The 23,428-nt window shown below is 70.8% G+C and carries 22 protein-coding genes; 9 read left to right on the forward strand and 13 right to left on the reverse strand.

Translation table 11 applies throughout. The annotated features are described in order from the left end of the window. Positions 1 to 56 precede the first annotated feature (56 nt). A complete protein-coding gene (locus ACZ52J_RS10785) occupies positions 57 to 551 on the reverse strand; it encodes a GNAT family N-acetyltransferase (RefSeq protein ID WP_465617555.1) in 495 nt (164 codons plus the stop codon). Positions 552 to 950: 399 nt separating this feature from the next. Between ACZ52J_RS10785 and ACZ52J_RS10790 the strand changes: the two genes are divergently transcribed. Beyond that, positions 951 to 1,943, forward strand: coding sequence for a helix-turn-helix domain-containing protein (locus tag ACZ52J_RS10790; RefSeq protein WP_465617557.1), 993 nt, complete (start codon positions 951 to 953; stop codon positions 1,941 to 1,943). Positions 1,944 to 1,950: 7 nt separating this feature from the next. On the opposite strand, the gene ACZ52J_RS10795 is transcribed toward ACZ52J_RS10790, so the two are convergent. The 4 genes from ACZ52J_RS10795 to ACZ52J_RS10810 all read right to left on the reverse strand — a co-directional run bounded on the left by ACZ52J_RS10795 (position 1,951) and on the right by ACZ52J_RS10810 (position 5,971). After that, positions 1,951 to 2,793, reverse strand: coding sequence for a histidine phosphatase family protein (locus ACZ52J_RS10795; protein ID WP_465617559.1), 843 nt, complete (start codon positions 2,791 to 2,793; stop codon positions 1,951 to 1,953). A 154-nt stretch (positions 2,794 to 2,947) separates the two neighbouring features. After that, a complete protein-coding gene (gene mctP, locus ACZ52J_RS10800; protein WP_360505705.1) occupies positions 2,948 to 4,558 on the reverse strand; it encodes a monocarboxylate uptake permease MctP in 1,611 nt (536 codons plus the stop codon). Next, the gene (locus ACZ52J_RS10805; RefSeq protein ID WP_360505707.1) at positions 4,555 to 4,818 is read right to left on the reverse strand and encodes a DUF3311 domain-containing protein; all 264 of its coding nucleotides are present in this window, start codon (positions 4,816 to 4,818) and stop codon (positions 4,555 to 4,557) included. Before ACZ52J_RS10805 ends, mctP begins: the two co-directional genes overlap by 4 nt. A 361-nt stretch (positions 4,819 to 5,179) precedes the next feature. Continuing rightward, positions 5,180 to 5,971, reverse strand: coding sequence for a GntR family transcriptional regulator (locus ACZ52J_RS10810; RefSeq protein ID WP_360505710.1), 792 nt, complete (start codon positions 5,969 to 5,971; stop codon positions 5,180 to 5,182). Positions 5,972 to 6,308: 337 nt separating this feature from the next. On the opposite strand from ACZ52J_RS10810, the gene ACZ52J_RS10815 reads away from it, so the two are divergent. From ACZ52J_RS10815 to ACZ52J_RS10845, 7 genes are all read left to right on the forward strand, one after another. Further along, on the forward strand, positions 6,309 to 7,592 hold the full coding sequence (locus ACZ52J_RS10815) for an extracellular solute-binding protein (RefSeq protein WP_360505712.1): 1,284 nt from the start codon (positions 6,309 to 6,311) through the stop codon (positions 7,590 to 7,592). 90 nt (positions 7,593 to 7,682) lie between these two features. Then, on the forward strand, positions 7,683 to 8,711 hold the full coding sequence (locus ACZ52J_RS10820; RefSeq protein ID WP_396287749.1) for a carbohydrate ABC transporter permease: 1,029 nt from the start codon (positions 7,683 to 7,685) through the stop codon (positions 8,709 to 8,711). After that, positions 8,708 to 9,535, forward strand: coding sequence for a carbohydrate ABC transporter permease (locus tag ACZ52J_RS10825; RefSeq protein WP_360505718.1), 828 nt, complete (start codon positions 8,708 to 8,710; stop codon positions 9,533 to 9,535). The genes ACZ52J_RS10820 and ACZ52J_RS10825 overlap by 4 nt, the downstream gene beginning before the upstream one ends. A 6-nt stretch (positions 9,536 to 9,541) precedes the next feature. Beyond that, positions 9,542 to 11,095 carry a glycoside hydrolase family 3 protein gene (locus ACZ52J_RS10830; RefSeq protein ID WP_465617563.1) on the forward strand — a complete coding sequence of 518 codons (1,554 nt, stop codon included), beginning with the start codon at positions 9,542 to 9,544 and terminating at the stop codon, positions 11,093 to 11,095. A 461-nt stretch (positions 11,096 to 11,556) separates the two neighbouring features. Then, positions 11,557 to 12,834 (forward strand): extracellular solute-binding protein, encoded by a 1,278-nt coding sequence (locus ACZ52J_RS10835; protein ID WP_465617776.1) that lies wholly within the window; start codon positions 11,557 to 11,559, stop codon positions 12,832 to 12,834. A gap of 162 nt (positions 12,835 to 12,996) precedes the next feature. Beyond that, complete coding sequence (locus ACZ52J_RS10840; RefSeq protein WP_360505727.1) at positions 12,997 to 14,082, forward strand: SIS domain-containing protein; 1,086 nt, start codon at positions 12,997 to 12,999, stop codon at positions 14,080 to 14,082. A 502-nt stretch (positions 14,083 to 14,584) separates the two neighbouring features. Next, positions 14,585 to 16,105, forward strand: coding sequence for a sensor histidine kinase (locus tag ACZ52J_RS10845; RefSeq protein ID WP_360505730.1), 1,521 nt, complete (start codon positions 14,585 to 14,587; stop codon positions 16,103 to 16,105). A 534-nt stretch (positions 16,106 to 16,639) separates the two neighbouring features. Here the strand turns inward: ACZ52J_RS10845 and ACZ52J_RS10850 are convergent. Further along, complete coding sequence (locus ACZ52J_RS10850) at positions 16,640 to 16,891, reverse strand: WhiB family transcriptional regulator (RefSeq protein WP_014138019.1); 252 nt, start codon at positions 16,889 to 16,891, stop codon at positions 16,640 to 16,642. Positions 16,892 to 17,257: 366 nt separating this feature from the next. Beyond that, positions 17,258 to 18,229: a diacylglycerol/lipid kinase family protein gene (locus ACZ52J_RS10855; protein WP_360505733.1), complete on the reverse strand. Its 972-nt coding sequence runs from the start codon at positions 18,227 to 18,229 to the stop codon at positions 17,258 to 17,260. A 50-nt stretch (positions 18,230 to 18,279) separates the two neighbouring features. On the opposite strand from ACZ52J_RS10855, the gene ACZ52J_RS10860 reads away from it, so the two are divergent. Next, complete coding sequence (locus ACZ52J_RS10860; protein WP_360505736.1) at positions 18,280 to 18,708, forward strand: hypothetical protein; 429 nt, start codon at positions 18,280 to 18,282, stop codon at positions 18,706 to 18,708. A gap of 60 nt (positions 18,709 to 18,768) precedes the next feature. Here the strand turns inward: ACZ52J_RS10860 and ACZ52J_RS10865 are convergent, their stop codons facing one another. The 6 genes from ACZ52J_RS10865 to ACZ52J_RS10890 all read right to left on the reverse strand — a co-directional run bounded on the left by ACZ52J_RS10865 (position 18,769) and on the right by ACZ52J_RS10890 (position 23,428). Then, positions 18,769 to 19,779, reverse strand: a complete 1,011-nt coding sequence (locus tag ACZ52J_RS10865; RefSeq protein WP_465617566.1) for an RNA polymerase sigma factor SigF — start codon at positions 19,777 to 19,779, stop codon at positions 18,769 to 18,771. Between the two features lie 184 nt (positions 19,780 to 19,963). Next, positions 19,964 to 20,374, reverse strand: a complete 411-nt coding sequence (locus ACZ52J_RS10870; protein WP_360505742.1) for an ATP-binding protein — start codon at positions 20,372 to 20,374, stop codon at positions 19,964 to 19,966. A gap of 214 nt (positions 20,375 to 20,588) precedes the next feature. Next, the gene (locus ACZ52J_RS10875; protein WP_360505745.1) at positions 20,589 to 21,065 is read right to left on the reverse strand and encodes a GNAT family N-acetyltransferase; all 477 of its coding nucleotides are present in this window, start codon (positions 21,063 to 21,065) and stop codon (positions 20,589 to 20,591) included. 10 nt (positions 21,066 to 21,075) lie between these two features. Continuing rightward, positions 21,076 to 21,459: a nuclear transport factor 2 family protein gene (locus tag ACZ52J_RS10880; RefSeq protein ID WP_465617568.1), complete on the reverse strand. Its 384-nt coding sequence runs from the start codon at positions 21,457 to 21,459 to the stop codon at positions 21,076 to 21,078. Between the two features lie 111 nt (positions 21,460 to 21,570). Then, on the reverse strand, positions 21,571 to 22,563 hold the full coding sequence (locus ACZ52J_RS10885; protein ID WP_465617570.1) for an ABC transporter substrate-binding protein: 993 nt from the start codon (positions 22,561 to 22,563) through the stop codon (positions 21,571 to 21,573). 70 nt (positions 22,564 to 22,633) lie between these two features. Continuing rightward, a complete protein-coding gene (locus ACZ52J_RS10890; RefSeq protein WP_465617778.1) occupies positions 22,634 to 23,428 on the reverse strand; it encodes an ABC transporter ATP-binding protein in 795 nt (264 codons plus the stop codon).

Below are 23,428 nucleotides of genomic sequence, written 5' to 3' on the forward strand. Positions count from 1 at the left end.
GAGCCGATCGGATGGTCATTTCAAGTCATGGGCTGGGCGTACCAGTCGACGCCGCCTCAGAACGCCAAGGTGTAGACCATCAGGTCCATCCCCGGGTACGGCGCCCAGTCCCGCTCGGGGGTGCGCCGGAAGCCGACCCGCTCGTAGACGCGGTGGGCGGCGGTCATCTCCGGGCGGGTGGAGAACGCCATGCCGGCCAGGCCGAGTTCGCGGCTGCGGGCGAGGGAGGCGCGCACCAGCGCCTCGCCGACGCCGCGGCCGCGGGCGGCGGTGTCGGTGGCGAGCATCCTGATCTCGCCCTCGCGCGGGGTGGCGATGTCCGCCCACTCGGTGCCGCCGACCGCGAAGGTCACGCAGCCGAGGACCCGCCCTGCGGCCGGGTCGACCGCGACCAGGAGCTCGGCCTCCCGGGCCCGGCGGTCGGCGTCGCGCAGCAGCTCGGCGTAGCCGCTCCCGGGCGAGGTGAAGCCGCCGCCGACGAAGGCCTCGACGGTGATGCGGCCGGCGTCTTCGAGGTCCTCCGGGAGGGCCGGGCGGATGAGGTAGTCCATGCGGCCAGTGTGCCGGAGCCGTGCGGGGTGGAAAGCTCCGGGGTCGAACGGACCGGGAGGGTGGCCGGATCGGCGGAGGGGCGCAGGGAGGCGGCGGGCATGGTGCCGTACAGCCGCTCGGGGCGGGCGGGGTCGGCCGGGTAGCCGCCCGGGCGGTGGTAGTTGTCGCGGCGGGCCGCCGGGCCGCGGGAGACTTCGCGGCTGATCAGGACGCCGAGCAGGCCGAAGCCGCCGACGATTCCGGCCAGGGCGAGTGCGCCGGCAAGGGTGTCGCTGTCCATGGCCTCCACTCTGGTCGGGCGGGACGGCGCCCACGAGTGGCAGGAATGACCGATTGCCTCGAAATCCTGCCAGTCGGCGTCTTCCGCCGCGACGGACGGACCGGGCATCCTGGACGGCATGCTGAAGAACGACGGCGCGCCGAGGAGCGACGGCACGCTGAAGAACGTGGTCGCGGTGGTGCTGGAGGAGATCCACCCCTTCGAACTCGGGGTGGCCTGCGAGGTCTTCGGCCTCGACCGCACCGACGACGGGCTGCCCGGCTACGACTTCGCGCTCGCCGGCGCCCGCCCCGGGCCGCACGCCACCCATGCCGGCTTCGCCGTGGACGTCCCGTACGGCCCCGAGCGGCTGGCCGGGGCCGACCTCGCGGTGGTCACCGCGGCGAGGATCCGCCCCAGCTACCCCGAGCCGCTGCTGGAGGCGCTGCGCGGGGTGGTGGCGGACGGTGGCCGGGTGCTCTCCATCTGCAGCGGCGCCTTCGTGCTGGGCGCCGCCGGGCTGCTGGACGGCCGCCGCTGCGCCACCCACTGGCGGCACAGCGAGGACCTGGCGGCGCGCTTCCCGCTGACCACCGTCGAGCCGGACGTGCTGTACGTGGACGACGACCCGGTGATCACCTCCGCCGGGACGGCGGCCGGTATCGACGCCTGCCTGCACCTGGTACGCAAGGTGCAGGGTGCCGAGGTGGCCCGGGAGATCGCCCGCCGGATGGTGGTGGCGCCGCACCGGGAGGGCGGGCAGGCCCAGTTCGTGAACCGCCCGCTGCCGGAATGCGACGGCGACTCGCTGGCCCCGCTGCTCGACTGGATGCGCCACCACCTCGACTCGGAGGCCACCGTCGAACAGCTGGCCGTCCGGGCGCACATGTCGCCGCGCACCTTCGCCCGCCGCTTCCAGCAGGAGACCGGAACCACCCCGCACCGCTGGCTGGTCGGGCAACGGGTGCTGTTCGCCCAGCGGCTGCTGGAGTCCACCACCGAGCCGGTGGACGCGATCGCCGCCCGCTGCGGCTTCGGCAACGCGGCCGCCCTGCGGCACCACTTCGGCCGCCGGCTGGGCACCACGCCGCTGGCCTACCGCCGCTGCTTCGCCGACCCGGCCATGAAGTGACCGTGCGTCAGCCGGCTTCCACCGTCAGGTGGTCGACGGTGTTCCAGCGGTCCGGCCGCAGCCGCCCGTCCTGGGCCCGCCAGAGGCTGGTGGAGCAGTTGTGCACCGGCCCGAGCGCGGTGAGCTGCTCCTCGGTGAGCCGGTCCAGCGCGTAGCGGAGCATCAGCACCGTGCAGTCGTGCGCGACCAGCAGGACGGGCCGGCCGGCCTCCTCCTCGCAGACGTCCCGCAGCAGGCTGCGCACCCGCAGCGCGACGTCGGCCCAGGACTCGCCGCCGGGCGGCCGGTAGTACAGCTCGCCCATCTTGCGCCGCCGGGCCGCCTCCTCCGGGTGCTTGGCCTCGATGGCGGCCTTCGGCAGCATCTCGAGGATGCCGAGTTCGCGGTCGCGCAGTCGCTCGTCGTAGCGGACGGCCGGCGTGACCGGGACGGCGCCGAGTCCGGCGGCCTGGGCGAGCGCGATTCTCGCGGTCTCGGCGGTGCGCACGTACGGCGAGCACCAGACGCTGCGGGGGCGGTCGGCGCTGGGCAGGGCGGCCCACCAGTGGCCGAGCGCCTGGGCCTGCTGCCGCCCGTGCAGGGACAGCGGGATGTCGGCGTCGCGGCAGCTGATCGGGACGCTGAGCGCACCGGCGGCCTCGGCCAGCTGGAACTCGACGTTGGCGGTGGACTCGCCGTGCCGGGTGGCGATCAGCACGGACGGCAGCCGGGTGGCCGTCGCCGGGCGGTGGGCGGTGACGTGGTGGCTCTGGGCGCCGGCGTGCTGGTGCTGGTTCTGGGGCTGGTGCTGGGCGGACTGGTTCTGGGTGGACTGGTGCTGGCCGTTGAGGGTGGTACCGAGTTCTGCCATGGCCGCGAGCTCCCCGTGGTCGATCAGGTTCCGGCCGGTTGCCGGTCCGGTCTGGTGGTGCCCGGCGTGCACGCCTGTTCATACATATGATCGCGCCGCCTTCTCCAGTGTTGACGGAGAAGGCGGCGCGATCACAGGGCGCGTACCGCGCGAATCAGTGCGCCGCTACGGGCTCCGGCGCGCTCTTCAGCTCGTCGTCGCCGGCTTCGGCGCTGTAGTCGGACGGCCTGGTCTCGTCCGGGCCCTCGGGTGCCTTGACGGCCCGCAGCACCAGGGTGAGCGCCACCGCGACGACCAGGTTCAGCGCGAAGGCGGTCAGACCGATGTAGCCGATCTCGCCGATGCCGGGGATCTCCGCCGAGTTGCCGCCGAAGTGCTTGGTCGCCGGGCTGGCGATCCCGTACGCCTTCCAGGTGCCGTAGACCATGCCGGCCGCCCAGCCGGCGAACAGCGCCCAGTGGTGGAACCAGCGGGTGAACAGGCCGCCGACGATGGCGACGAAGGTCTGCAGGATCCACAGGCCGCCCAGCAGCTGGAGGTTGATCGCGGCCTGCTTGTCCATGCCGAGCACGAAGACCAGCGCGCCGACCTTCACCAGCAGCGAGACCAGCTTGGCGACCCGGGTCTCGTCGGAGGGGGTGGCGGAGGGCTTCAACCAGTCCTTGTAGACGTTGCGGGTGAACAGGTTGGCCGCCGCGATGGACATGATGGCGGCCGGCACCAGCGCGCCGATGCCGATCGCGGCGAAGGCCACGCCGGTGAACCAGTCCGGGAACATGTTCGCGAACAGCTGCGGCACCGAGAGCTGGGCGTTGTAGCCCTTGACGCCCTTGCCGACGCCCGCCGCGATCGCCATGAAGCCGAGCAGCGCGAGCAGGCCCAGCATCAGCGAGTACGCGGGCATGATCGCCATGTTGCGGCGCACGGTGTTGCGGGACTTGGAGGCGAGCACCCCGGTCACCGAGTGCGGGTACATGAACAGCGCCATCGCCGAGCCGAGGCCCAGCGTGGCGTACGTCCACTGCTTGTTGTCCGGGACGGTCATCGACCCGGCCTTGGCCTCCTTGAAGTGCTGCGCGGCCGCGTCGAAGATGTGCCCGTAGCCGCCCAGCCGGATCGGGATGTAGATCACCGCGACGATGATCACGATGTAGACCAGGGCGTCCTTGACGAAGGCGATCAGCGCCGGGGCGCGCAGGCCGGAGGAGTAGGTGTAGGCGGCCAGCACGCCGAAGGCGATGAACAGCGGCAGGTCCTTGACGAACCAGTTGGCGTTCTCCCCGCCGCCGACCCCCAGCACGTCCAGCACCGCCTGGATGCCGACGAGCTGCAGGGCGATGTACGGCATGGTGGCCAGGATCCCGGTCAGCGCGACCACCAGCGACAGCGGCCGCGAGCCGTAGCGGCCGCGCACGAAGTCGGCCGGGGTCACGTAGCCGTGCACCCGGGAGACCGACCAGAGCCGGGGCAGGAAGAGGAAGACCAGCGGGTAGGCGATGATCGTGTACGGCACCGCGAAGAAGCCGGCCGAGCCGCTCGCGTACACCGCGGCCGGGACGGCGACGAAGGTGTACGCGGTGTAGAGGTCGCCGCCGAGCAGGAACCAGGTCACCCAGGTCCCGAAGCTGCGCCCGCCCAGGCCCCACTCGTCCAGGTGCGCCGCGTCGCCCGCGCGGCGCCAGCGCGAGGCGAGGAAGCCCATCACGGTGACCAGGGCGAAGAACAGCACGAAGACCACGAGGGCCGGCACGTTGACGTCCTTCATCGCGCACCGCCCTTCCGGGCCGCCTTGCGGGCCTTCTCGTCCCGGTTGATCAGCAGGTAGGCGGCGACGGTGAAGACGGCCGACGCCGGCACCCAGAGCAGCTGGTACCAGTAGAAGAACGGCACCCCGGCCACCGCGGGGTCGGGCTTGTTGTAGGAGGACACCCACAGCATCGCCACGATCGGCACGAGCAGGGCGAGACCGGCCAGCACCCGCTCGGGGGTCACCGCCGGGACGGGTGCCCCGGCTGGCTCGGGCATGACATCTTCGAAGGTATCGGGATCAGACGGCAACTTCGGCTCCGCTCCGGAGGGTTGTCCCCGTCGGCGCCGCAGCCCGGGTGGCGTCCCTGCCCCCGCGAGCCCGCCGAGCAGCACCATCGGTGATCGGCAGTCAGTATTGGCTGCGCAATCTAGAGCATGGGGTGATCCATGTCACCGGGATTGGCGCAACTTCCCGCCATCCGGACGCATGCGGCCGTCGGGGCCCCGGAAAAGCACCCGTACGGAACGCGAAAAGCACTGTCACGGAATGCAGAAGGCACCGGCGCGCGGGTCGCGCGCGCCGGTGCCCGTGGTGCGAGGGGGGAGTGCGCCTGCTCCGTACGCCTCTCCGAAACGCCTACTCCGGACGCTTCAGACGGGTGATGAACTTGTAGCGGTCGCCCCGGTAGATGGAGCGGACCCACTCGACCGGGTTGCCCTCGGCGTCGAAGGAGTGCCGGGACAGCTGCAGCATCGGCAGGCCGAGGTCGGAGCCGAGCAGCCCGGCCTCGCGCGGGTCGGCCAGGGTGGTCTCGATGGTCTCCTCGGCCTCGGCCACGGTGACCCCGTAGACCTCGCGCAGCGCCGCGTACAGCGAGTTGTGCTTGGCGAGGTTGCGCCGCAGGGCGGGGAAGCGCTTGGCGGACAGGTGGGCGACCTCGATGGCCATCGGGTCGCCGTTGGCCAGGCGCAGCCGCTCGATCCGCAGGACGCGGCCGCCGGGCTTGATGTCGAGCAGCGGGGCGAGCCGGTCGTCGGCGGTGATGTAGCCGATCTCGATCAGCCGGGAGGTGGGTTCCAGCCCCTGGGCCCGCATGTCCTCGGTGTAGGAGGTGAGCTGCAGCGCCTGGGCGACCTTGGGCTTGGCGACGAAGGTGCCCTTGCCCTGGATGCGCTCCAGTCGCCCTTCGACGACCAGTTCCTGCAGGGCCTGGCGGACGGTGGTGCGCGAGGTGTCGAACTGGGCGGCCAGCGCGCGCTCGGGCGGGACCGGGGTGCCGGCCGGCTGGGTCTCGGTGAGCTGGAGGAGGTGGCGCTTGAGTCCGTAGTACTTGGGGACGCGCGCGGTCGGGTCGGTGCCGGTCTGCGTCGGGAGGTTCTTCACCTCGGGGTCGTCGGCCTGGGCGGTGGTTCCCCCGTCGCTGCTCATCGGACCTGTTCTCCCGCTTCTCGCAGGGCCTTCACAGACCCTGCCACATCGTTAACGGGTCACATCGTTGCATGTATGGCTACGGAACGAATACCTCATCACGCGATGAACGATGTGCGGTGTCGGCTTGATAACGGGTGGTCGGGATCGGTCGAACAGCCGTTGACACGCCCATTGGTCTAGGCCAAGCTCCAGGCATCTGGTCTACACCACTAGGCCGGTCACTACGAATCCCCCCACCCGTTCGACGGGGCCCGCGGCGCCATTTCCCCCGCTTTGTGTGGGTCTGCCGCTGCCACCCGACGGGGGTAACCCAGGCATCCCTCAGGAGGATGGCGTGAAGCGTCAGCTCATCGCGGCGGTCGGCGTCGCAGCAATGGTCGTCGGTCTCGCGGCTTGTGGCTCGGACGGCAAGAAGAACGACAGCAGCTCGTCGTCGTCCTCGGCCGCCGACAAGTACAAGGGCAAGACGCTCAAGGTGTGGACGATGACCGGCTCGGCCCCCAAGGGCTGGACCGACGCGGTCAAGACCGAGTTCGAGACCACCTACCCGGGCTCGAAGGTCGACTTCCAGACCCAGGAGTGGACCGACATCGGCCCGAAGGTCACCGCGGCGCTGTCCGAGGGCTCGGTCGACGTTCTGGAGATCGGCAACACCCAGACCGCCGGCTACGCCTCCACCGGGGGCCTGCTCGACATCACCAAGGACAAGGCCGGGCTGGGCGGCGACGGTTGGGCCGCCAACCAGAACGAGGCCGCGATCCTGGACGGCAAGCAGTACGCCGCCCCGTGGTGGGTCTCCAACCGCGTGGTCGCCTACAACAAGGACCTGTGGACCAAGGCCGGCCTGACCGCCGCCCCGACGACCCTGGACGAGTTCTACGCCGACCTGGACAAGCTGAAGGCCACCGACGGCGTCGTCGACCCGATCTACCTGCCGGGCCAGGAGTGGTACACCTACTTCGGCCTGCTCACCGGTGAGGGCGGCAAGATCGCCAAGAAGGACGGCGACAAGTGGGTCGGCGGCCTGTCGTCCCCCGAGGCCCAGAAGGCCTTCGAGACGTACAAGAAGCTGCAGGGCTACTCGGCCACCGGTCCGAAGGACAAGGACGAGGCCACCCCGCAGCAGAAGGACGTCTTCGCCAAGGGCAACGTCGGCACCATGATCGCCCTCGGCTGGGAGCTGCCGGCCGAGAAGGACCTGCCGAAGGACAAGATCGGCTTCTTCCCGCTCCCCGGCAAGACCGCCGACAAGCCCTCCGGCGTCTTCCTCGGCGGTTCGAACCTCGCGATCGCCGCGCAGAGCAAGAACACCGACATGGCGAAGGACTTCCTGAAGATCGCCCTCAACGACAAGAACGAGGGCCTGGTCGCCGCGTCCGGCAACATCCCGAACAAGGCCGCGCTGAACAGCCAGCTCACCGGTGACTTCGCGAAGGCCGCCCAGACGGCCGCCGCGGTCGGCGGGATCACCCCGAACACCCCGAACTGGGCCAGCGTCGAGAACAAGCCGAACCCGATCAAGGACTTCCTGACCGCGGCCCTGCAGGGCGGCGACTACGCGGCCACCGCCAAGAAGTACGACGACGAGATCGCCAAGCGGCTCAACGAGAAGAACTAAGCACTTGAGCGGCGTCGCTCACCGGTCCCCGGCGGGGGGCCGGTGGGCGGCGCCTGTCCGTCGTGGCCGGGTTGTGAGGAAGTGAGAACGATGGCTGTGCATTCGGAGCGGGTGCAGACACAGTCCCCGGAGTCAGGGAAGGCTGTTGTGGCCGAGATTGACACCAGTGCCGCCGGCGGCGGGGCCAAGGGCGCCGCGCCGAAGCGCACCAGATCCGCGGGCGGCCCCGGCCTGGGCGCCCGCTTCGCCCCGTACCTGCTGCTGCTGCCGGCCATCGTGGCGACCATCGTCCTGCTGGGCTGGCCGCTGCTGAAGACCGTCCTGCTGTCGTTCCAGAACCTCAACCGGCGTCAGCTGGTGATGCACCTCACCGAGTGGACGGGGTTCGACAACTACAAGGAGCAGCTGACCGACCCGGAGTTCTGGTCGGTCACCGGGCGCACCGTCGCCTTCACCCTGGTCAACGTGGTGCTCATCATGCTCGGCGGCACCCTGATCGGCCTGCTGCTCAACAGCCTCGGCAAGAAGATGCGCCTGGCGCTGTCGATCGCGCTGCTGATGGCCTGGGCCATGCCGGTGGTCGCCGCGACCACCGTCTACACCTGGCTGTTCGACGACCAGTGGGGTGTCGTCAACTGGTTCCTGGACCAGCTGGGTTGGCACTCGATGGCCGACTACAACTGGATGAGCGACGAGTACTCGACCTTCTTCGTCGTCATCCTGCTGATCGTCTGGCAGTCGATCCCCTTCGTGGCGTTCAACATGTACGCCGGTCTGACCACCATCCCGAAGGAGCTCTACGAGGCGGCCCGGATGGACGGCGCCGGCTCCGGCAAGATCTTCAGCTCGGTGATCTTCCCCAACCTGAAGCCGTTCTTCCTGGCCACGACCTTCCTGGAGGTCATCTGGGTGTTCAAGTCCTTCACCCAGATCTACGCGATCAACGGCGGCGGCCCCGAGAAGCTCACCCGGACCCTTCCCGTGCACGCCTTCCTGGAGGGCCAGGGCAGCCAGCACTACGGCGTCGGCGCCGCGATCGCGGTGCTCACCATCCTGATGCTGGGCGTCCTGATGGCCTACTACTTCCGCATCATGATCAAGCAGGAGGACGAGCTGTGAGGCGCTCTCTCTTCGGACGTACCTGGCCGAACGTGATCGCGGTCGTCCTCATCGTCTTCTTCATCTTCCCCGTCTACTGGATGATCGCGACCGCGTTCAAGCAGGACCGCGACGTCATCAGCAAGACGCCGGTCTTCATTCCCTTCGACGGGACGTTCGACCACTTCACCACCGCGGTGAACGCGCCGGACTTCTGGACGTACGTCACCAACAGCGTCACCGTCACCGTCGGCGCGGTGCTGATCTCGCTGGTGATCGCGACCCTGGCGTCCTTCGCCATCGCCCGGATGAAGTTCCGCGGCCGCAAGACCTTCGTGCTGGTCATCATGCTCGCGCAGATGGCCCCCTGGGAGGTCATGACCATCGGCGCCTACATCATCTCCCGCGACAACGACATGCTGAACAGCCTGCTGCCGCTGACGCTCTTCTACATGATGATGATCCTGCCCTTCACCATCTGGACGCTGCGCGGATTCATCGCCGCGGTGCCGAAGGAGCTGGAGGAGTCGGCGATGGTGGACGGCTGCACCCGCACCCAGGCCTTCACGAAGGTGATCTTCCCGCTGCTGGCCCCGGGCCTGATGTCCACCTCGCTGTTCGGCTTCATCACGGCGTGGAACGAGTTCCCGCTCGTCCTGTGGCTGAACAAGGAGCAGGGCAAGACCCTCCCGCTGTGGCTGTCGTCCTTCAAGACCGCCTTCGGCAACGACTGGGGCGCCACCATGGCGGCCTCCACGATGTTCGCCGTCCCCGTGCTGATCCTGTTCGTCTTCCTGCAGCGCAAGGCGGTCGGCGGTCTGACCGACGGCGCCGTGAAGGGCTGAGCCACCGTGAGCATCCTCGTACCCACCGCCCCGGACAGCGACCAGCTGCACCGCGACGCCCTGACCGTCCTGCAGCCCGGCTTCGTCGGCGCCGAGCCGCCGCGGTGGCTGCTGCGCCACCTCGCCGCCGGGCTGGGCTCGGTCGCGCTGTTCGACCGCAACGTGGTCGACCTCGACCAGCTGTCCGCGCTCACCCGGACGCTGCGCGCCGAGAACCCCGACCTGCTGATCGCCATCGACGAGGAGAGCGGCGACGTCACCCGGCTGGAGGCGGGCTCCGGCTCGTCCTGGCCCGGCAACCTCGCGCTCGGCGCGATCGACGACCCGGCGCTGACCCGGGACGTCGCCCGCGAGCTCGGCCGGGCGCTGGCCGCGGCCGGCGTCAACTACAACTGGGCGCCCACCGCGGACGTCAACTCCAACCCGCGCAACCCGGTCATCGGCGTCCGCTCCTTCGGCGCCGACCCCGAGCTGTGCGCGCGGCACACCGCTGCCTGGGTCGAGGGCCTGCAGTCGGCCGGCGTGGCCGCCTGCTCCAAGCACTTCCCCGGCCACGGCGACACCGCGGTGGACTCGCACCACGGCCTGCCGGTCATCGACGTCGACCTGGACGTGCTGCGGGCCCGTGACCTGATCCCGTTCCAGGCGGCGATCGCGGCCGGCACCAAGGCCGTGATGACCGCCCACATCATGATCCCGGCGCTGGACCCGAAGCTGCCGGCCACCCTGAGCCCGACCGTGCTGCGCGACCTGCTGCGCGCCGCCCCGGCCGAGGGCGGCCTCGGCTACCAGGGCCTGATCGTCAGCGACGCGATCGAGATGGGCGCGATCGCCGACACCTTCGGGATGGGCGAGGGCACCGTGCTGGCCCTGGCGGCCGGTGCGGACGCGATCTGCGTCGGCGGCGGGCTGGCCGACGAGGAGACCGTGCTGATGCTGCGCGACGCCATCGTGGCGGGCGTGCGGGCCGGCAGGCTCGGTGAGGAGCGGCTGGCGGACGCCGCCGCGCGGGTCCGGGCGCTGGGCAGCTGGGGCCGGATCTCGGCCCAGGGCGAGCGGCCGGAGCCGGACCTGGCGGTCGGCCTGCGGGCCGCGCGCCGGGCGCTGAAGGTGGTCCGGGCGCCGGGCCTGGTGACGCCTCCGGTGAGCGAGCGCCCGTACGTGGCCTCGTTCTCGGACGAGCCGAACATCGCCGTCGGCGACGTCACCCCGTGGGGCGTGGCCGGCATGCTCGCCGACCGCTTCCCCGGCACCCGCACCCGCGCGGTGTCGGCCGCCGAGGCGACCCCGGAGCTGCTGGACGCCCTGGTCGACGAGCTGGTGGCCGGCGCCGAGGGGCGCCGCCTGGTGCTGGTGGTCCGGGACGCGCACCGCTACCCGTGGATGTCCGCCGTGCTGAGCCGCCTGGTGGCGGCCCGCCCGGACGCCGCCGTGGTCGAGATGGGGCTGCCGCAGTCCGAGCCGGTCGGCGCGCTCTACATCGCCACCCACGGCGCCGCCCGGGTCTGCGGGCTGGCGGCGGTGGAGGTCCTCACCGGGCAGCCGGGAGCGGTCGGCTGAACCGACCGGCAGGACGCCACCGGCCGGGTCCGGGAAGGCGTCAGCCGACGGGCCCGTCATGCGCATGTCGCATGGCGGGCCCGTTCCGTTTTCCCGGCGTCGACCTGCGGATTCGCGGGGTGACCGTGCTCCCTCAAGTGGGCCTTAAATCCACCTTAAGTCCCACCTAGGGTGATGGTGCTGCGACTGGGTGCCACAAGCTACAACGGCTCTGCAACGGCCGTGGTGACAAAGGCTTTTGGCCGTTGACACCACCAGTGGTCTAGGCCAGAGTCCAAGCATCCGGTTCGAGTTTCAACCTCGCCGGATGTGGTATCGGCCCACCCCCAAAGCACGTCGCCGCCCCCTGCCCGGACTCTCCGCTGCGGGCGCCCATCACGCTGCCGGCGGGCATCACTTGCTCTAGAACACCCTCGGAGGACGGCGTGAAGAAGCGTCAGCTCGTCTCGGCGCTCGGGACCATGGCACTGGCGGCGGGCCTGACGGCCTGTTCCTCGTCGGGCTCACCGTCGGGCGACGGCAGGAGCGCCGCCGCCGACCCGAAGGCGGCCACCGGCACCGTCACCGTCTGGCTGATGGACGACGCCCAGAAGAACTGGCCCGACCTCGTCCAGCGGGTCAACGACGAGTTCGCCGCGAAGTACCCGAAGGTCACCCTCAAGCTCGCGTACCAGGGCTGGGCGGACAAGGTCACCAAGCTGGACAAGGCCATCGCCGAGGGCAGCGCCCCCGACGTCGTCGAGCTGGGCAACACCGAGACCATGAAGTACGTGCTGTCCGGCGCACTGGCCCCGGTGGACCGGACCACCTTCGAGAACGCCGACAGCTGGATCAAGGCGCTCGCCAACACCTGCACCTACCAGGACAAGCTCTGGTGCGTGCCCTACTACGCCGGCTCCCGGGTCGCCATCTACAACTCCACGGCCTTCCAACAGGCCACCGGCAACCCCGAGTTCCCGAAGACCGAGCCCGAACTGCTGGCCGCCCTGGACAAGATCGCGGACAAGAACAAGGCGGACAGGACCTTCTCCCCGCTCTACCTGCCCGGCCCGTACTGGTACGCGGCGATGAGCTACGTGGCCGCGTCCGGCGGCAGCATCGCCAAGTTCGACAGCGCCGGCAACTGGCACGGCACCCTGCACGACCCCAAGTCCCAGGAGGGCATCGGCCACTTCGCCGACCTGGTGCGCCGGTACAACAAGGGCGACCTGACGGTGAACGAGCAGAACCAGTACGAGGCGATGGCCCGCGGACACGCCGCCTCCTTCTACGGCAACGGCTACGAGGCGGCCGGCGTCACCGCGCCGGTCACCGGCGACGCGAGCCTCAAGGACGCCGTCAAGGTGGCCACCATGCCCGGCCCGGACGGCAAGCCGCTGCCGACCTTCATCGGCGGCTCCGACCTCGCCGTCACCGCCAAGTCCCCGTCGGTGGCGCTGGCGACCGACTGGGTCCGGATGTTCACCAGCACCAAGTCCGAGCAGGCGCTGGCCGACAAGGACATCCTGCCGAACAACCTCACCCAGCTGAACCAGCTGAAGAACAAGCCGTCCACCGCCGCCGCGGCCAACGCCGTCCCGGACGCCTGGTTCACCCCGCTGGCCCCCGGCTGGGGCGCGGTCGAGAAGCAGAAGATCATCCCCGACATGCTGACCGCGATCCTCAAGGGCAAGTCGGTGGACCAGGCCACCAAGGAGGCCGACGCCGCGATCGACCAGCTGATCAACAAGGCGTCCTGACCCGCGTGCGCCGGGGCACCGGGAGGTGCCCCGGGACAGGCGCGCCCGTAGGATTGCGGGGCACGAAGAACCGCAGCGAGTGTGCGGACTCGCCGCCGTAGAGGTCCCCCGTCGGGCAGCCGCCCGGGCGGGGTCGAACCATCTCATCGGAGGCAGACCCAGATGTCCGACCCGCAGACTGTTTCCGTCCCCGGCCGGATCATGGCGGCGGAGATGGCCGAGCAGCCGGCCGTCCTCCAGCGCATCCTCGACGAGGGCGCCCCGAAGATCCGCGAGATCGCGGCCGAGATCGCCACCCGCAACCCGCGCTTCGTCCTGCTCACCGCGCGCGGCACGTCCGACAACGCCGCGCTGTACGCCAAGTACCTGGTCGAGATCCTGCTCGGCAAGCCGGCCGGCCTGACCTCGATGTCCACCACGACCGCGTACGGCGCCAAGCCCGACCTCACCGACGTTCTGGTGATCACCGTCAGCCAGTCCGGTGGTTCGCCGGACCTGGTGGCCTCCACCAAGGCCGCCCGCGAGGCCGGCGCCATCACCCTCGCGGTCACCAACAACGCCTCCTCGCCGCTGGCCGAGGTCTCCGAGTTCCACATCGACGTGCTGGCCGGCCCGGAGAAGGCACTGCCCGCCACCAAGACCTACACCGCCGAGCTGCTGTCGCTCTACCTGCTGGTCGAGGGCCTCGCGGAGGCCTGGGGACACCCCCGGCCGAACGCCGGGGGAGACTCGGCCGCCAAGGAACTGCCGGGCCTGGCCGCCGGGGTGCTGGCCCGGCGGGCCGAGGTGAAGGCGCTGGCCGAGCGCTACCGCTTCGCCCAGCGCCTGGTCATCACCTCGCGCGGCTACGGCTACCCGACCGCCCGCGAGGCCGCGCTGAAGCTGATGGAGACCACCTACATCCCGGCCAGCCCGTTCTCCGGCGCGGACCTGCTGCACGGCCCGCTGGCCATGGTGGACAACGTCTCGCCGGTCATCGCGATCGTCCCGGACGGCAAGGGCGGGGAGGCCCTCCAGCCCGTGCTGGACCGCCTGCGCGGCCGCGGCGCGGACCTGGTGGTGGTCGGCCAGCAGGCGCAGGTCGACGCCGCCTCGGCGGGCTTCGCGCTGCCGGCCGGCGTGCCCGAGGAGGTGCAGCCGATCCTGGAGATCCTGCCGCTGCAGCTGCTGGCCTACGAGGTCACCATCGCCCGCGGCCAGGACCCGGACGCCCCACGCGCCCTGGCCAAGGTCACCGAGACGCGGTAGCAGGGGGTTACTCGGCCGCTCGCCTCCGAGCCGAGGGGCTCGGGGCGGGCCCGAGCGCGACCGGCCCCCGTCCACAGGCTGTGGACGGGGGCCGGTCCGCTGAGCGGCGGAACATGGTTCGGGGGACGGCCGGCAGCCGGAAAGCACTACGGGCCACGGCGCCGACACGGGACCCTCAACCCATGCGGCACCGCAGCCCGGAGCTGTCGTCGGGCACCGGGGACGATCGAGGACTGTGCGGGGTCCTCGCTCGGCGGCGTCCGACCGAGGAAAGGCCGCGCGCGGTCAGGGCAGTTGCGCGGGGGCCTCTCCTTGGTGCTCTTTCATTGTGGACTAGACCAATCTCGGTTGTCCAGGCCGCTCAGTGAATTGGTCTAAACAACTCAGGCCGACCCGGCACGCCCCCCGACCGGGCTCCGGCGAGCCCCCGCCGGTCCGCCCCGCTGGTCCGCCCTGCCGGTCCGCCGCGCCCCGCCCGGACCGGCGGCGCTACCCTCGCCATGTGCCCTCGCTGAACGAACTCGTCCGCCGCCACACCACCCTCACCGGGGCCGACGTGGAATGGCTCCACATGCTGGTCTCGGAGTGGCAGCTGCTCTCTGACCTCTCCTTCGCCGACCTGGTGCTGTGGATCCCCACCTGGGACGGCATCCGCTACGTCTCGGTGGCGCAGATGCGGCCCAACACCGGGCCGACCTCCTACCAGGACGACATGGTCGGCCACCTCGTCCCGCGCGGCCGGCGCCCGCTGCTGGACGCGGCCTTCGACGAGGGCCGGATCGTGCGCGAGGGCGACCCGGAATGGCGCGAGGAGGTCCCGGTCCGGGTCGAGTCGATCCCGGTCCGGCGCGAGGGCAAGGTGCTCGGGGTGATCGCCCGCAACACCAACCTGCTGACCGTCCGCACCCCCAGCCGGCTGGAGCTCACCTACCTGCAGAGCGCCTCGGACCTGGCCCAGATGATCGCGGCCGGCAGCTTCCCCTTCCCGGGCATCGAGCAGGTCGACATGGACGCCGCCCCCCGTGTCGGCGACGGCCTGATCCGCCTGGACGCGGACGGCATCGTCACCTACGCCAGCCCCAACGCGCTCTCCGCCTACCACCGCCTCGGCCTCACCACCGACCTGGTCGGCAGCCACCTCGGCCGTACCACCGCCGAACTCGCCCCGCCGTCCCGGGGTGCCGTCCACGAGGCGCTGGTGAAGGTGGCCAGCGGCTGGGCGCCCCGGCAGACCGAGGTGGAGGCGCAGGGGGGAGTGGTGACGGTGCGGGCGATCCCGCTCAAGCCCAAGGGCATCCTGACCGGTTCGCTGGTGCTCTGCCGCGACGTCACCGAGCTGCGCCGCCGTGACCGCGAGCTGATGACCAAGGACGCCACCATCCGGGAGATCCACCACCGGGTGAAGAACAACCTGCAGACCGTCGCGGCCCTGTTGCGGCTGCAGTCCCGCCGGATGGAGTCGGAGTCCGGGCGGGCCGCGCTGGACGAGGCGGTGCGCCGGGTCGGTTCGATCGCGATCGTGCACGAGACGCTCTCCCAGGCGCTGGACGAGCAGGTGGCCTTCGACGAGATCGCCGACCGGGTGCTGGCGATGGCGATGGAGCTGTCCCAGGACGGCCGGGTGGCGACCCGCCGCACCGGCAGCTTCGGCATCCTGTCCGCCGAGGTGGCCACCCCGCTGTCGATGGTGCTGACCGAGTTGCTGCAGAACGCCCTGGAACACGCGTTCGGTCCGACGGCCTCCGGGAACCTGGAGATCAGCGCGCTGCGCGGCCGGGCCCCGGCGACCGGGATGGGCTGGTCGGACAGCTGGAACGGCGGCGCCCGCCCGGAGGAGTACCTGCTGATCACCGTGCAGGACGACGGTCGCGGCGTGCCGGAGGGGTTCGACCCGCAGACCGCGGGGAACCTCGGACTCCAGATCGTCCGGACGCTGGCCACCGGCGAGCTGGGCGGCACCTTCGACATGGTGGCCGGCCCGAACGGCGGTACGAAGGTGATCCTGGAGATCCCGGTCCGCTGAGGCCCCGGTCTGCCGAGGCTCTGGTCCGCTGAGATTCTGCTGAGAATCCCGTTGCGAAGGTGCGTGGCGGGGGCGCGCGTCCGGCGGGCACGCCGGGTATGTGCTCCGCGCGCCGGTGTGCAGCAACAGAGCGCCGGTGTGCAGCAACAGGGCGCCGGAGCGCAGCAACAGGGCGCCGGAGCGCGGAAGGAGTGCGGAAACAGAAACGAGGCCCTGTCGACCGGGGGGGGGGTGGGTCGACAGGGCCTCTCAACCCGTTCCGGCCGTCGGGGGGAGTCGGCCGGAACGGGGGCTCTGGGTAGTGCGACACCTCGCCGGTGCGTTGCACACGGTGAGCGCCATAGCTCCACAATATTGCTCTAAGTGAACAGTATCAAGTGCCTGGACAGGTCTGGTGTCGCCGGACCGAGTCGAGCAAGGTCCTTTGTGTGGAAGGCTTCACCAGGAGGTGCAGGGAAGCCTTTGATCATGTGTTGATCGGTACTGCGATCACTGCTGTGTCACTGCTGGTGCTACGCGGTGTGATCAGCGCGATCAGGCGGTGCGGGCGCGGTTGCGGGCGGCGCGGCGCTTCATCGCGCGACGCTCGTCCTCGCTCATGCCGCCCCAGACGCCGGCGTCCTGGCCGGTCTCGAGGGCCCACTGGAGACACTGCTCCATGACCGGACAGCGGCGGCACACGGCCTTGGCTTCCTCGATCTGCAGCAGAGCAGGACCGGTGTTCCCGATCGGGAAGAACAGCTCCGGGTCCTCTTCGCGGCAGACAGCGCGGTGGCGCCAGTCCATGGTCGTCCAACTCCTCCTGCCGACGGGGGTCACCCGACGACATAATCGATGGCTTGTGAATGTGAACGCTTTCACGAATCCCGCAACAGCAAAAGAGACCAAAGGCCTACCGGGCCCGGGTGGTCTGTGCTGGGGGGGATTCGGCGATTCGAGGGACACCCCGCGGTCGGCGCTCCGTGGTTCCGGAGTTGCCGTCGCTGCGATGTGTCCCGATCGCCATGTAGAGGTTCGCAAACCTCGGGCTCGGATACAACCCCCTTCGGGGAGGAATTTTTGATTCTTCGGTGTCGCCTAGCTCACAGCCAGTACTTCTATGGAGTGAAGGGGGCTTGTGCGTTCGAGAAGAAGGGCGAACCCCACTTCCGGTCACACAATCACACGCAGTGCCCGCCGTACGCCTGTGAAACTGACGCGACTCCTGTCCCCAAGATGGTCGCCGTCGACCTGGAACGGGGTCGGTTCCTCTGAAACCAAGGTGAAGTGTCGGACGTCGTGGTAGGAGACGACGTGCTTCCCGGACGGGCCGGCCGGCGGTGCGCCATCGCTCGAAGGGGCGTGCGACCGCAGGATCTGACGGATCGTTCGAGCTGTACCGAACGCCGTCATTCGGGTGATCCCGAAGACGTCGAGATCCGTGTCGAAGGAGGCGAGCGGTGAGGGATAGACCGGACGGTTGCCGAGGAACGTCCACGGCGAGGTGTTGCTGACTATCGACAGCACGAGCCCCGGAACGGCCTCGTGGCCCGGCAGCTCAAGGGAAACCGGGCCGGATCGGCGGTGCTCACGCTGGGTGAAGTAGTGCCGGATCGCCTGCTTGACGTAGAGGGCGTGGGTGGACCTGTGCCCGGCCCGGCGCTGCTCCTCGACCCGGCCGACCACACCGGCGTCGAAGCCGAGCCCGGCGGTGAAGGTGAACCAGCGGTCCGGCAGCCCGTCGCTCATCGCCTTGCCCAGCCCGATCGGGCGCTCCCGCTTGCCCTCCAGCGCGTGCAGCAGGGCGCCGGTGGCCTCCACCGGGTCGTTGGGCAGGCCCAGCGCGCGGGCGAACACATTGGTCGAACCGCCCGGCACCACGGCCAGTCGCGGGACCTTCTCGCCCGGGCCGTGCGCCAGCAGCCCGTTCACCACTTCGTTGACGGTGCCGTCGCCGCCCAGTGCCACCACCAGGTCGACCGTGCCGTCCTCCGCCGCCTCGCGGGCCAGGTCGCGCGCGTGCCCCCGGTACTGCGTCTCGGCCACCTCCAGCTTGAGGTCGCTGCGCAGCGCGTGGATCAGGACGTCCCTGGTCCGGCCACTGGTGGTGGTGGCCTTGTGGTTCACGACCAGGAGAGCGCGCATGGGGAAAGCCTACGGGTCGGTACGGACCAACCGGCGGCTACCCTGCTGGAGTGACCGCAGAAACCTCCGCACCCGTACCCGCGGCCGACTCCGGCCGTCCGGCGTCCCTGACCCTGGGCGCCGCCATCACCGCCCTGGAGGGCGCCGCGCTGGCCGTCGTCGGCGTCTGGGACATGGTGGCCGCACTGTCCGGCCAGTCCAAGCAGCTGGCCCTGAACGAGTTCGGCGGCGTGGTCATCGTGCTGCTCGGCGTGCTGCCGGTGCTGGCCGCCCGCGCGCTGCTGAAGGAGCGCCGCTGGGGCCGCAGCCCGGCGGTGCTGACCAACTCGATCTGCCTGCCGGTCGCCTACTACATGATCCAGAGCGGCGGCGCGATGATCGGCGTCGGCGTGCTGGTCGGCCTGCTCGGGCTGGTGGGCATCGGCTCGCTGCTGAGCCCGAAGTCGACGGCGGCCCTGTACGCCCCGTCCGAGGACTGAGCACGCAGGACCGCCGGGGGACCGGACGGCCGCGCAGCCGGAGCTGAGCGGCCGTCAGTCCTACTCCTCCACCAGGAGCTTCTCCCGCAGCTGGGCCAGCGTCCGGGCGAGCAGCCGGGAGACGTGCATCTGGGAGATCCCCACCTCGGCGGCGATCTGCGACTGGGTCATGTTCCGGAAGAACCGCAGCACCAGGATCTTCTGCTCCCGGGGCGGCAGTTGGGCCAGCAGCGGCTTGAGCGACTCGCGGTACTCGACGCCCTCCAGCGCCTCGTCGGTGGCGCCCAGGGTGTCCGCGACGGCCGGCGACTCGTCGTCGCTGTCCGGCACGTCCAGGGACAGCGTGGAGTACGCGTTGGCGGACTCCAGGCCCTCCAGGACGTCCTCCTCGGAGATCCCCAGGTGCTCGGCCAGCTCGTGCACCGTGGGGGAGCGGCCGTGCCGCTGGGAGAGCTCGCTGGTCGCCGTGGTGAGCGACAGCCGCAGCTCCTGCAGGCGGCGCGGGACGCGCACCGCCCAGCCCTTGTCGCGGAAGTGCCGCTTGATCTCCCCGACGATGGTCGGCGTCGCGTAGGTGGAGAACTCGACCCCGCGCTCGTGGTCGAAGCGGTCCACCGACTTGATCAGGCCGATGGTGGCGACCTGGGTGAGGTCGTCCAGCGGCTCGCCCCGGTTGCGGAAGCGCCGGGCCAGGTGCTCGACCAGCGGGATGTGCATCCGCACCAGCTGGTTGCGCAGCTCGACCCGCTCCGGCGAGCCTTCGGGCAGCCCGGACAGGCGGACGAACAGCGCGCGGGCGGCCTCCCGGTCCGGGGCGCCGCTGCGGTGCGCGCCCTGGGCGGGCACCGCAGGGGCGTGCGGCTCCGCCTCGGCCGTCTCCTCCGCCCGGTCCGCCGGATCCGGCGGGGGTACGGAGTCGGGCGTCGGCTCAGACGTCGGCTCGGTCGGGTGGCTCATCCGGTGGGCGTCCTTCGGGTGCGCTTCGTCGTTGGCGGCGAGGCCGGGAACGCTCGCCTGGGTCGGTACGGCAGGTCCCGCCGTCGCGAGGCCGGTACGGTCCAGATCACTCACGGCCATTCCCCCGTTCCGTTCCGGGAGCACCGGGGCCGAGGGCCCCGGAATCGTCTCGTTGGTCGTACCGCCCGGAGGCGGTACCGGGAGCCGCCCGCCGGGCCCCGGAGGGAGTGCGGTGGACGGCCCTTGCGCGGGTGCTGCTCGGTGCTGCTCGGTCTGCGCGGTGCGGTTCGGCGCCCGGTCAGTGGGCGGTGGACCCGCCGCGCTTCTTGTGCAGGCTGATGGACACGGTCTTGTCCTCGCCGACCGAGGAGTCGACCTCGCCGGCCAGCGCGGAGAGCACGGTCCAGGCGAAGGTGTCCCGCTCGGGGGCCTTGCCGTCGGTGGTCGGGGCGGCGACGGTCACCTTCAGCGAGTCGCCGACCAGTCGGAATTCGCAGGACAGTACGGAGCCGGGCACCGCCTGCTGGAGCAGGATGGCGCAGGCCTCGTCGACCGCGATCCGCAGATCCTCGATCTCGTCGAGGGTGAAGTCCAGCCGGGCCGCCAACCCGGCCGTCGCTGTTCGCAGCACGGAGAGGTAGGCCCCCGCCGCGGGGAGCCGGACCTCCACGAAATCCTGAACACCGAGATCGCTGTCGATCTTGGACACCCTTGCCTCCTGGGTGACGCACTGTGCTTGCTTGGTACCCGCTTGTTACCCCTGCCGGCCACCCCCTAAAGGGGCACCTTGCCACCCCTTGTCAGGGGGCACCGGTTCGCGGGTCCGCCATCGCTCTGTCCTACCGCACCCGGTTCGGGAGTTACTGATGGTAAGGCATTGCGACGCAGGGTGGCAGACCCTTTCCCGGACTGTTCCGGTCCGTTCAGCGGCGGCCGGCGGAGGCGAGCGCCTCGTCGGTGAGCCGGTACACGGTCCACTCGTCCATCGGTACCGCGCCGAGCGACTTGTAGAAGTCGATCGACGGCTGGTTCCAGTCCAGCACCGACCACTCCACCCGGGAGTAGCCGCGCTCCACGGCGATCCGGGCGAGCTCCAGCAGCAGGGCCTTGCCGTGGCCGCCGCCACGCGCCTCCGGGCGGACGTACAGGTCCTCCAGGTAGATCCCGTGGGTGCCGCGCCAGGTCGAGAAGTTGCGGAACCAGAGCGCGAAGCCCACCGGCTCGCCGGTGCCCTCGTCCTCCGCGACCAGGCCGAACACCGCCGGGTCGGCACCGAACAGCGCCTCGCGCAGCTGCTCCTCGGTGGCCACCGCCTCGTGCGCGGCCTTCTCGTACTCCGCGAGCTCACGGATCATGGCGTGGATGACGGGGACGTCGGTGGCGACAGCGGTGCGGATCATGCCTGCGAGCCTACTGCTCGGGCACCGTCTCGTCCCAGGCCTGGATCGAGGTCTGGTCGACGATCCGCCCGTCCCGCAGGTCGGCCATCGAGGACATCAGCACCCGGACGCCGTCCGGATAGCGGCAGGACTCCAGGAAGGCGACGTGGTCGTCCTGGACGACCACCTGCTCCAGCTTGTGGGTCATCTCGCGGCCGTAGATGTCGCCCAGCATGGCGCCGATCTCCTCCCGGCCGTGCATCACCAGGGGGTGGCTGGGCTGGGTCTTGCGGTCGACCATGCGCAGTTCGGCGTCCTCCGCGTAGAGCGCCAGGAGGGCCTCGGCGTCGCAGCGCTCGATGCCCTCGCGCAGGGCGCGGGTGTCGAAGGCGGCGGGGGCCGCCATGGTGGTCATGATCTCGCTCCTCCGGTCGGGGTCCGTCGGCTCGTATCTCGAGCGTACGCCCGGCGCCGCGGACCGGAGCGGGCCGGATCCGGGCCGGTCGGCGAACCGGTCGGCGGCCGGTCAGCGGGCCGGTACGGTGCGCAGGTAGTCGGCCAGGGTGGCGATCGCGGCGGGGTTGCGCGGGCTCTCCACCAGGTCGACGTAGTCCAGTACGAAGATCCGGCCGTTCCTGATCGCGGAGACGTCGGCCAGCGGCGGGAAGGACATGAGGAACTTCCGCTTCTCCTCGGCGCCCGGGGTCGCGTAGTCGTTGATCACGATCACCTCCGGGTCGCGCCGCACCACGCTCTCCCAGCCGGCGGTGACCCAGGTGTCGGCGAGGTCGCCCATGATGTTGGTCCCGCCGGCCTTGGCGATGATCTCGTCGGCGGCGGCGAACTTCCCGGCGGTGTACGGCTTGTCCTGCCCGCTGTCGTACAGGAAGACGGACGGGCGGTGCCCGGGCTGCGGGACGGCGGCGATCCGGGCCCTGGAGTCGGCGATCAGCCGGTCGGCGCGGTCCTTGACGTCGAAGATCTCGCCGAGGTTGGCCAGGTCGGTGTAGAGCGCCTCCAGCGGGTCCATCACGCCGCGCTCGGCGCCCTTGCCGCTGCGGCAGGACTCGCTGAGCACGTACGAGTCGATGCCGAGGGCCTTGAACGCCTGCGGGGTGACGCCGGTGCCCTCGTCGAAGCCGTAGTGCCAGCCGGCGAAGACGAGGTCGGCCCTGGCGTCCAGCGCGATCTCCTTGGTGAGCCGCTGCTTGGAGAGCCACGTGGTCTGCTGGTAGCCGTCCTTCCAGGGCACCTGGTCGATCTTGCCCTTGTCGTCGGGCATGACGTAGCCGGCCATCCGGTCGGCGAGGCCCAGGGAGAGCATCAGCTCGGTGATGTTGACGTCGTTGGTGACCACCCGGGCGGGCTTCTGCGGGAAGGTCAGCCGGTCGCCGCAGTTCTCCACGGTCACCGGGTAGTGGGCGGAGCCGACGGCGGCCTCCCTCGGGGCGATCTCCGCTCCGCAGGCGGTGAGCCCGAGGACGAGCAGGGCGGCGGTGGCAACGGCCTTGGTGCGCACGGTGGTTCCTTCGGTGGGTCAGGCTTCGGTGGTTAGGGCTTCGGGCTTCGGGGGTCCGGGCTTCGGTCGTTCAGGCGTCGGGGGAGCGGTCGAGGCGGTCGAACAGCAGCTGGAGGGCGCCGGTCTCCGGGTGCCGGACCGGGGTGGCCCGGACGCCGAACACCTCGGCCAGCAGGGCGGGCCGGAGCACCTCGCCGGGCGGTCCGGAGGCGACGATCCGGCCGGCCCGCAGGACGTACAGCAGGTCGCAGTGGCTCGCCGCCAGGTTGAGGTCGTGCAGCGCGGTGAGCACCGTCGGGCCGGCCTCCCGGGCCAGCGCCAGGACCTCCAACTGGTGGGCGATGTCGAGGTGGTTGGTGGGTTCGTCGAGCACCAGCAGCCGCGGCTCCTGGACCAGCGCGCGGGCGAACAGCACCCGCTGCTTCTCGCCCCCGGACAGGCTCAGGAAGCCCCGGTCGGCGAGGTGTCCGGCCCGGACCTTGCGCAGTGCCCCGGCGCAGCGCTCCCGGTCCCCGTCGGTCGGGCCGCCGAGGCCGCGCCGGTGCGGCAGCCGGCCCATGGCGACCACCTCGGCCACCGTGAAGTCGAACTCGGCGGAGTGCTCCTGGGTCAGCGCGGACACCCGCCGGGCCGTCTCGCGGGCGGAGAGCGCGTGCAGGTCGTCGCCGGCCAGCCGGACGGCCCCGCCGGCCGGCTTCAGCACCCGGTAGACGCAGCGCAGCAGGGTCGACTTGCCGCTGCCGTTGGGTCCGACCAGTCCGACCACCTGCCCGGCGGCGGCCGCCAGGTTCACCTCGTGGACCAGCCGGGTGCCGGCCAGCTCCACCGAGACGGTGTCGACGTCGAGGTCCTGGGCCGTCGTCAG

The organism is Kitasatospora sp. NPDC034035, assembly GCF_055575755.1.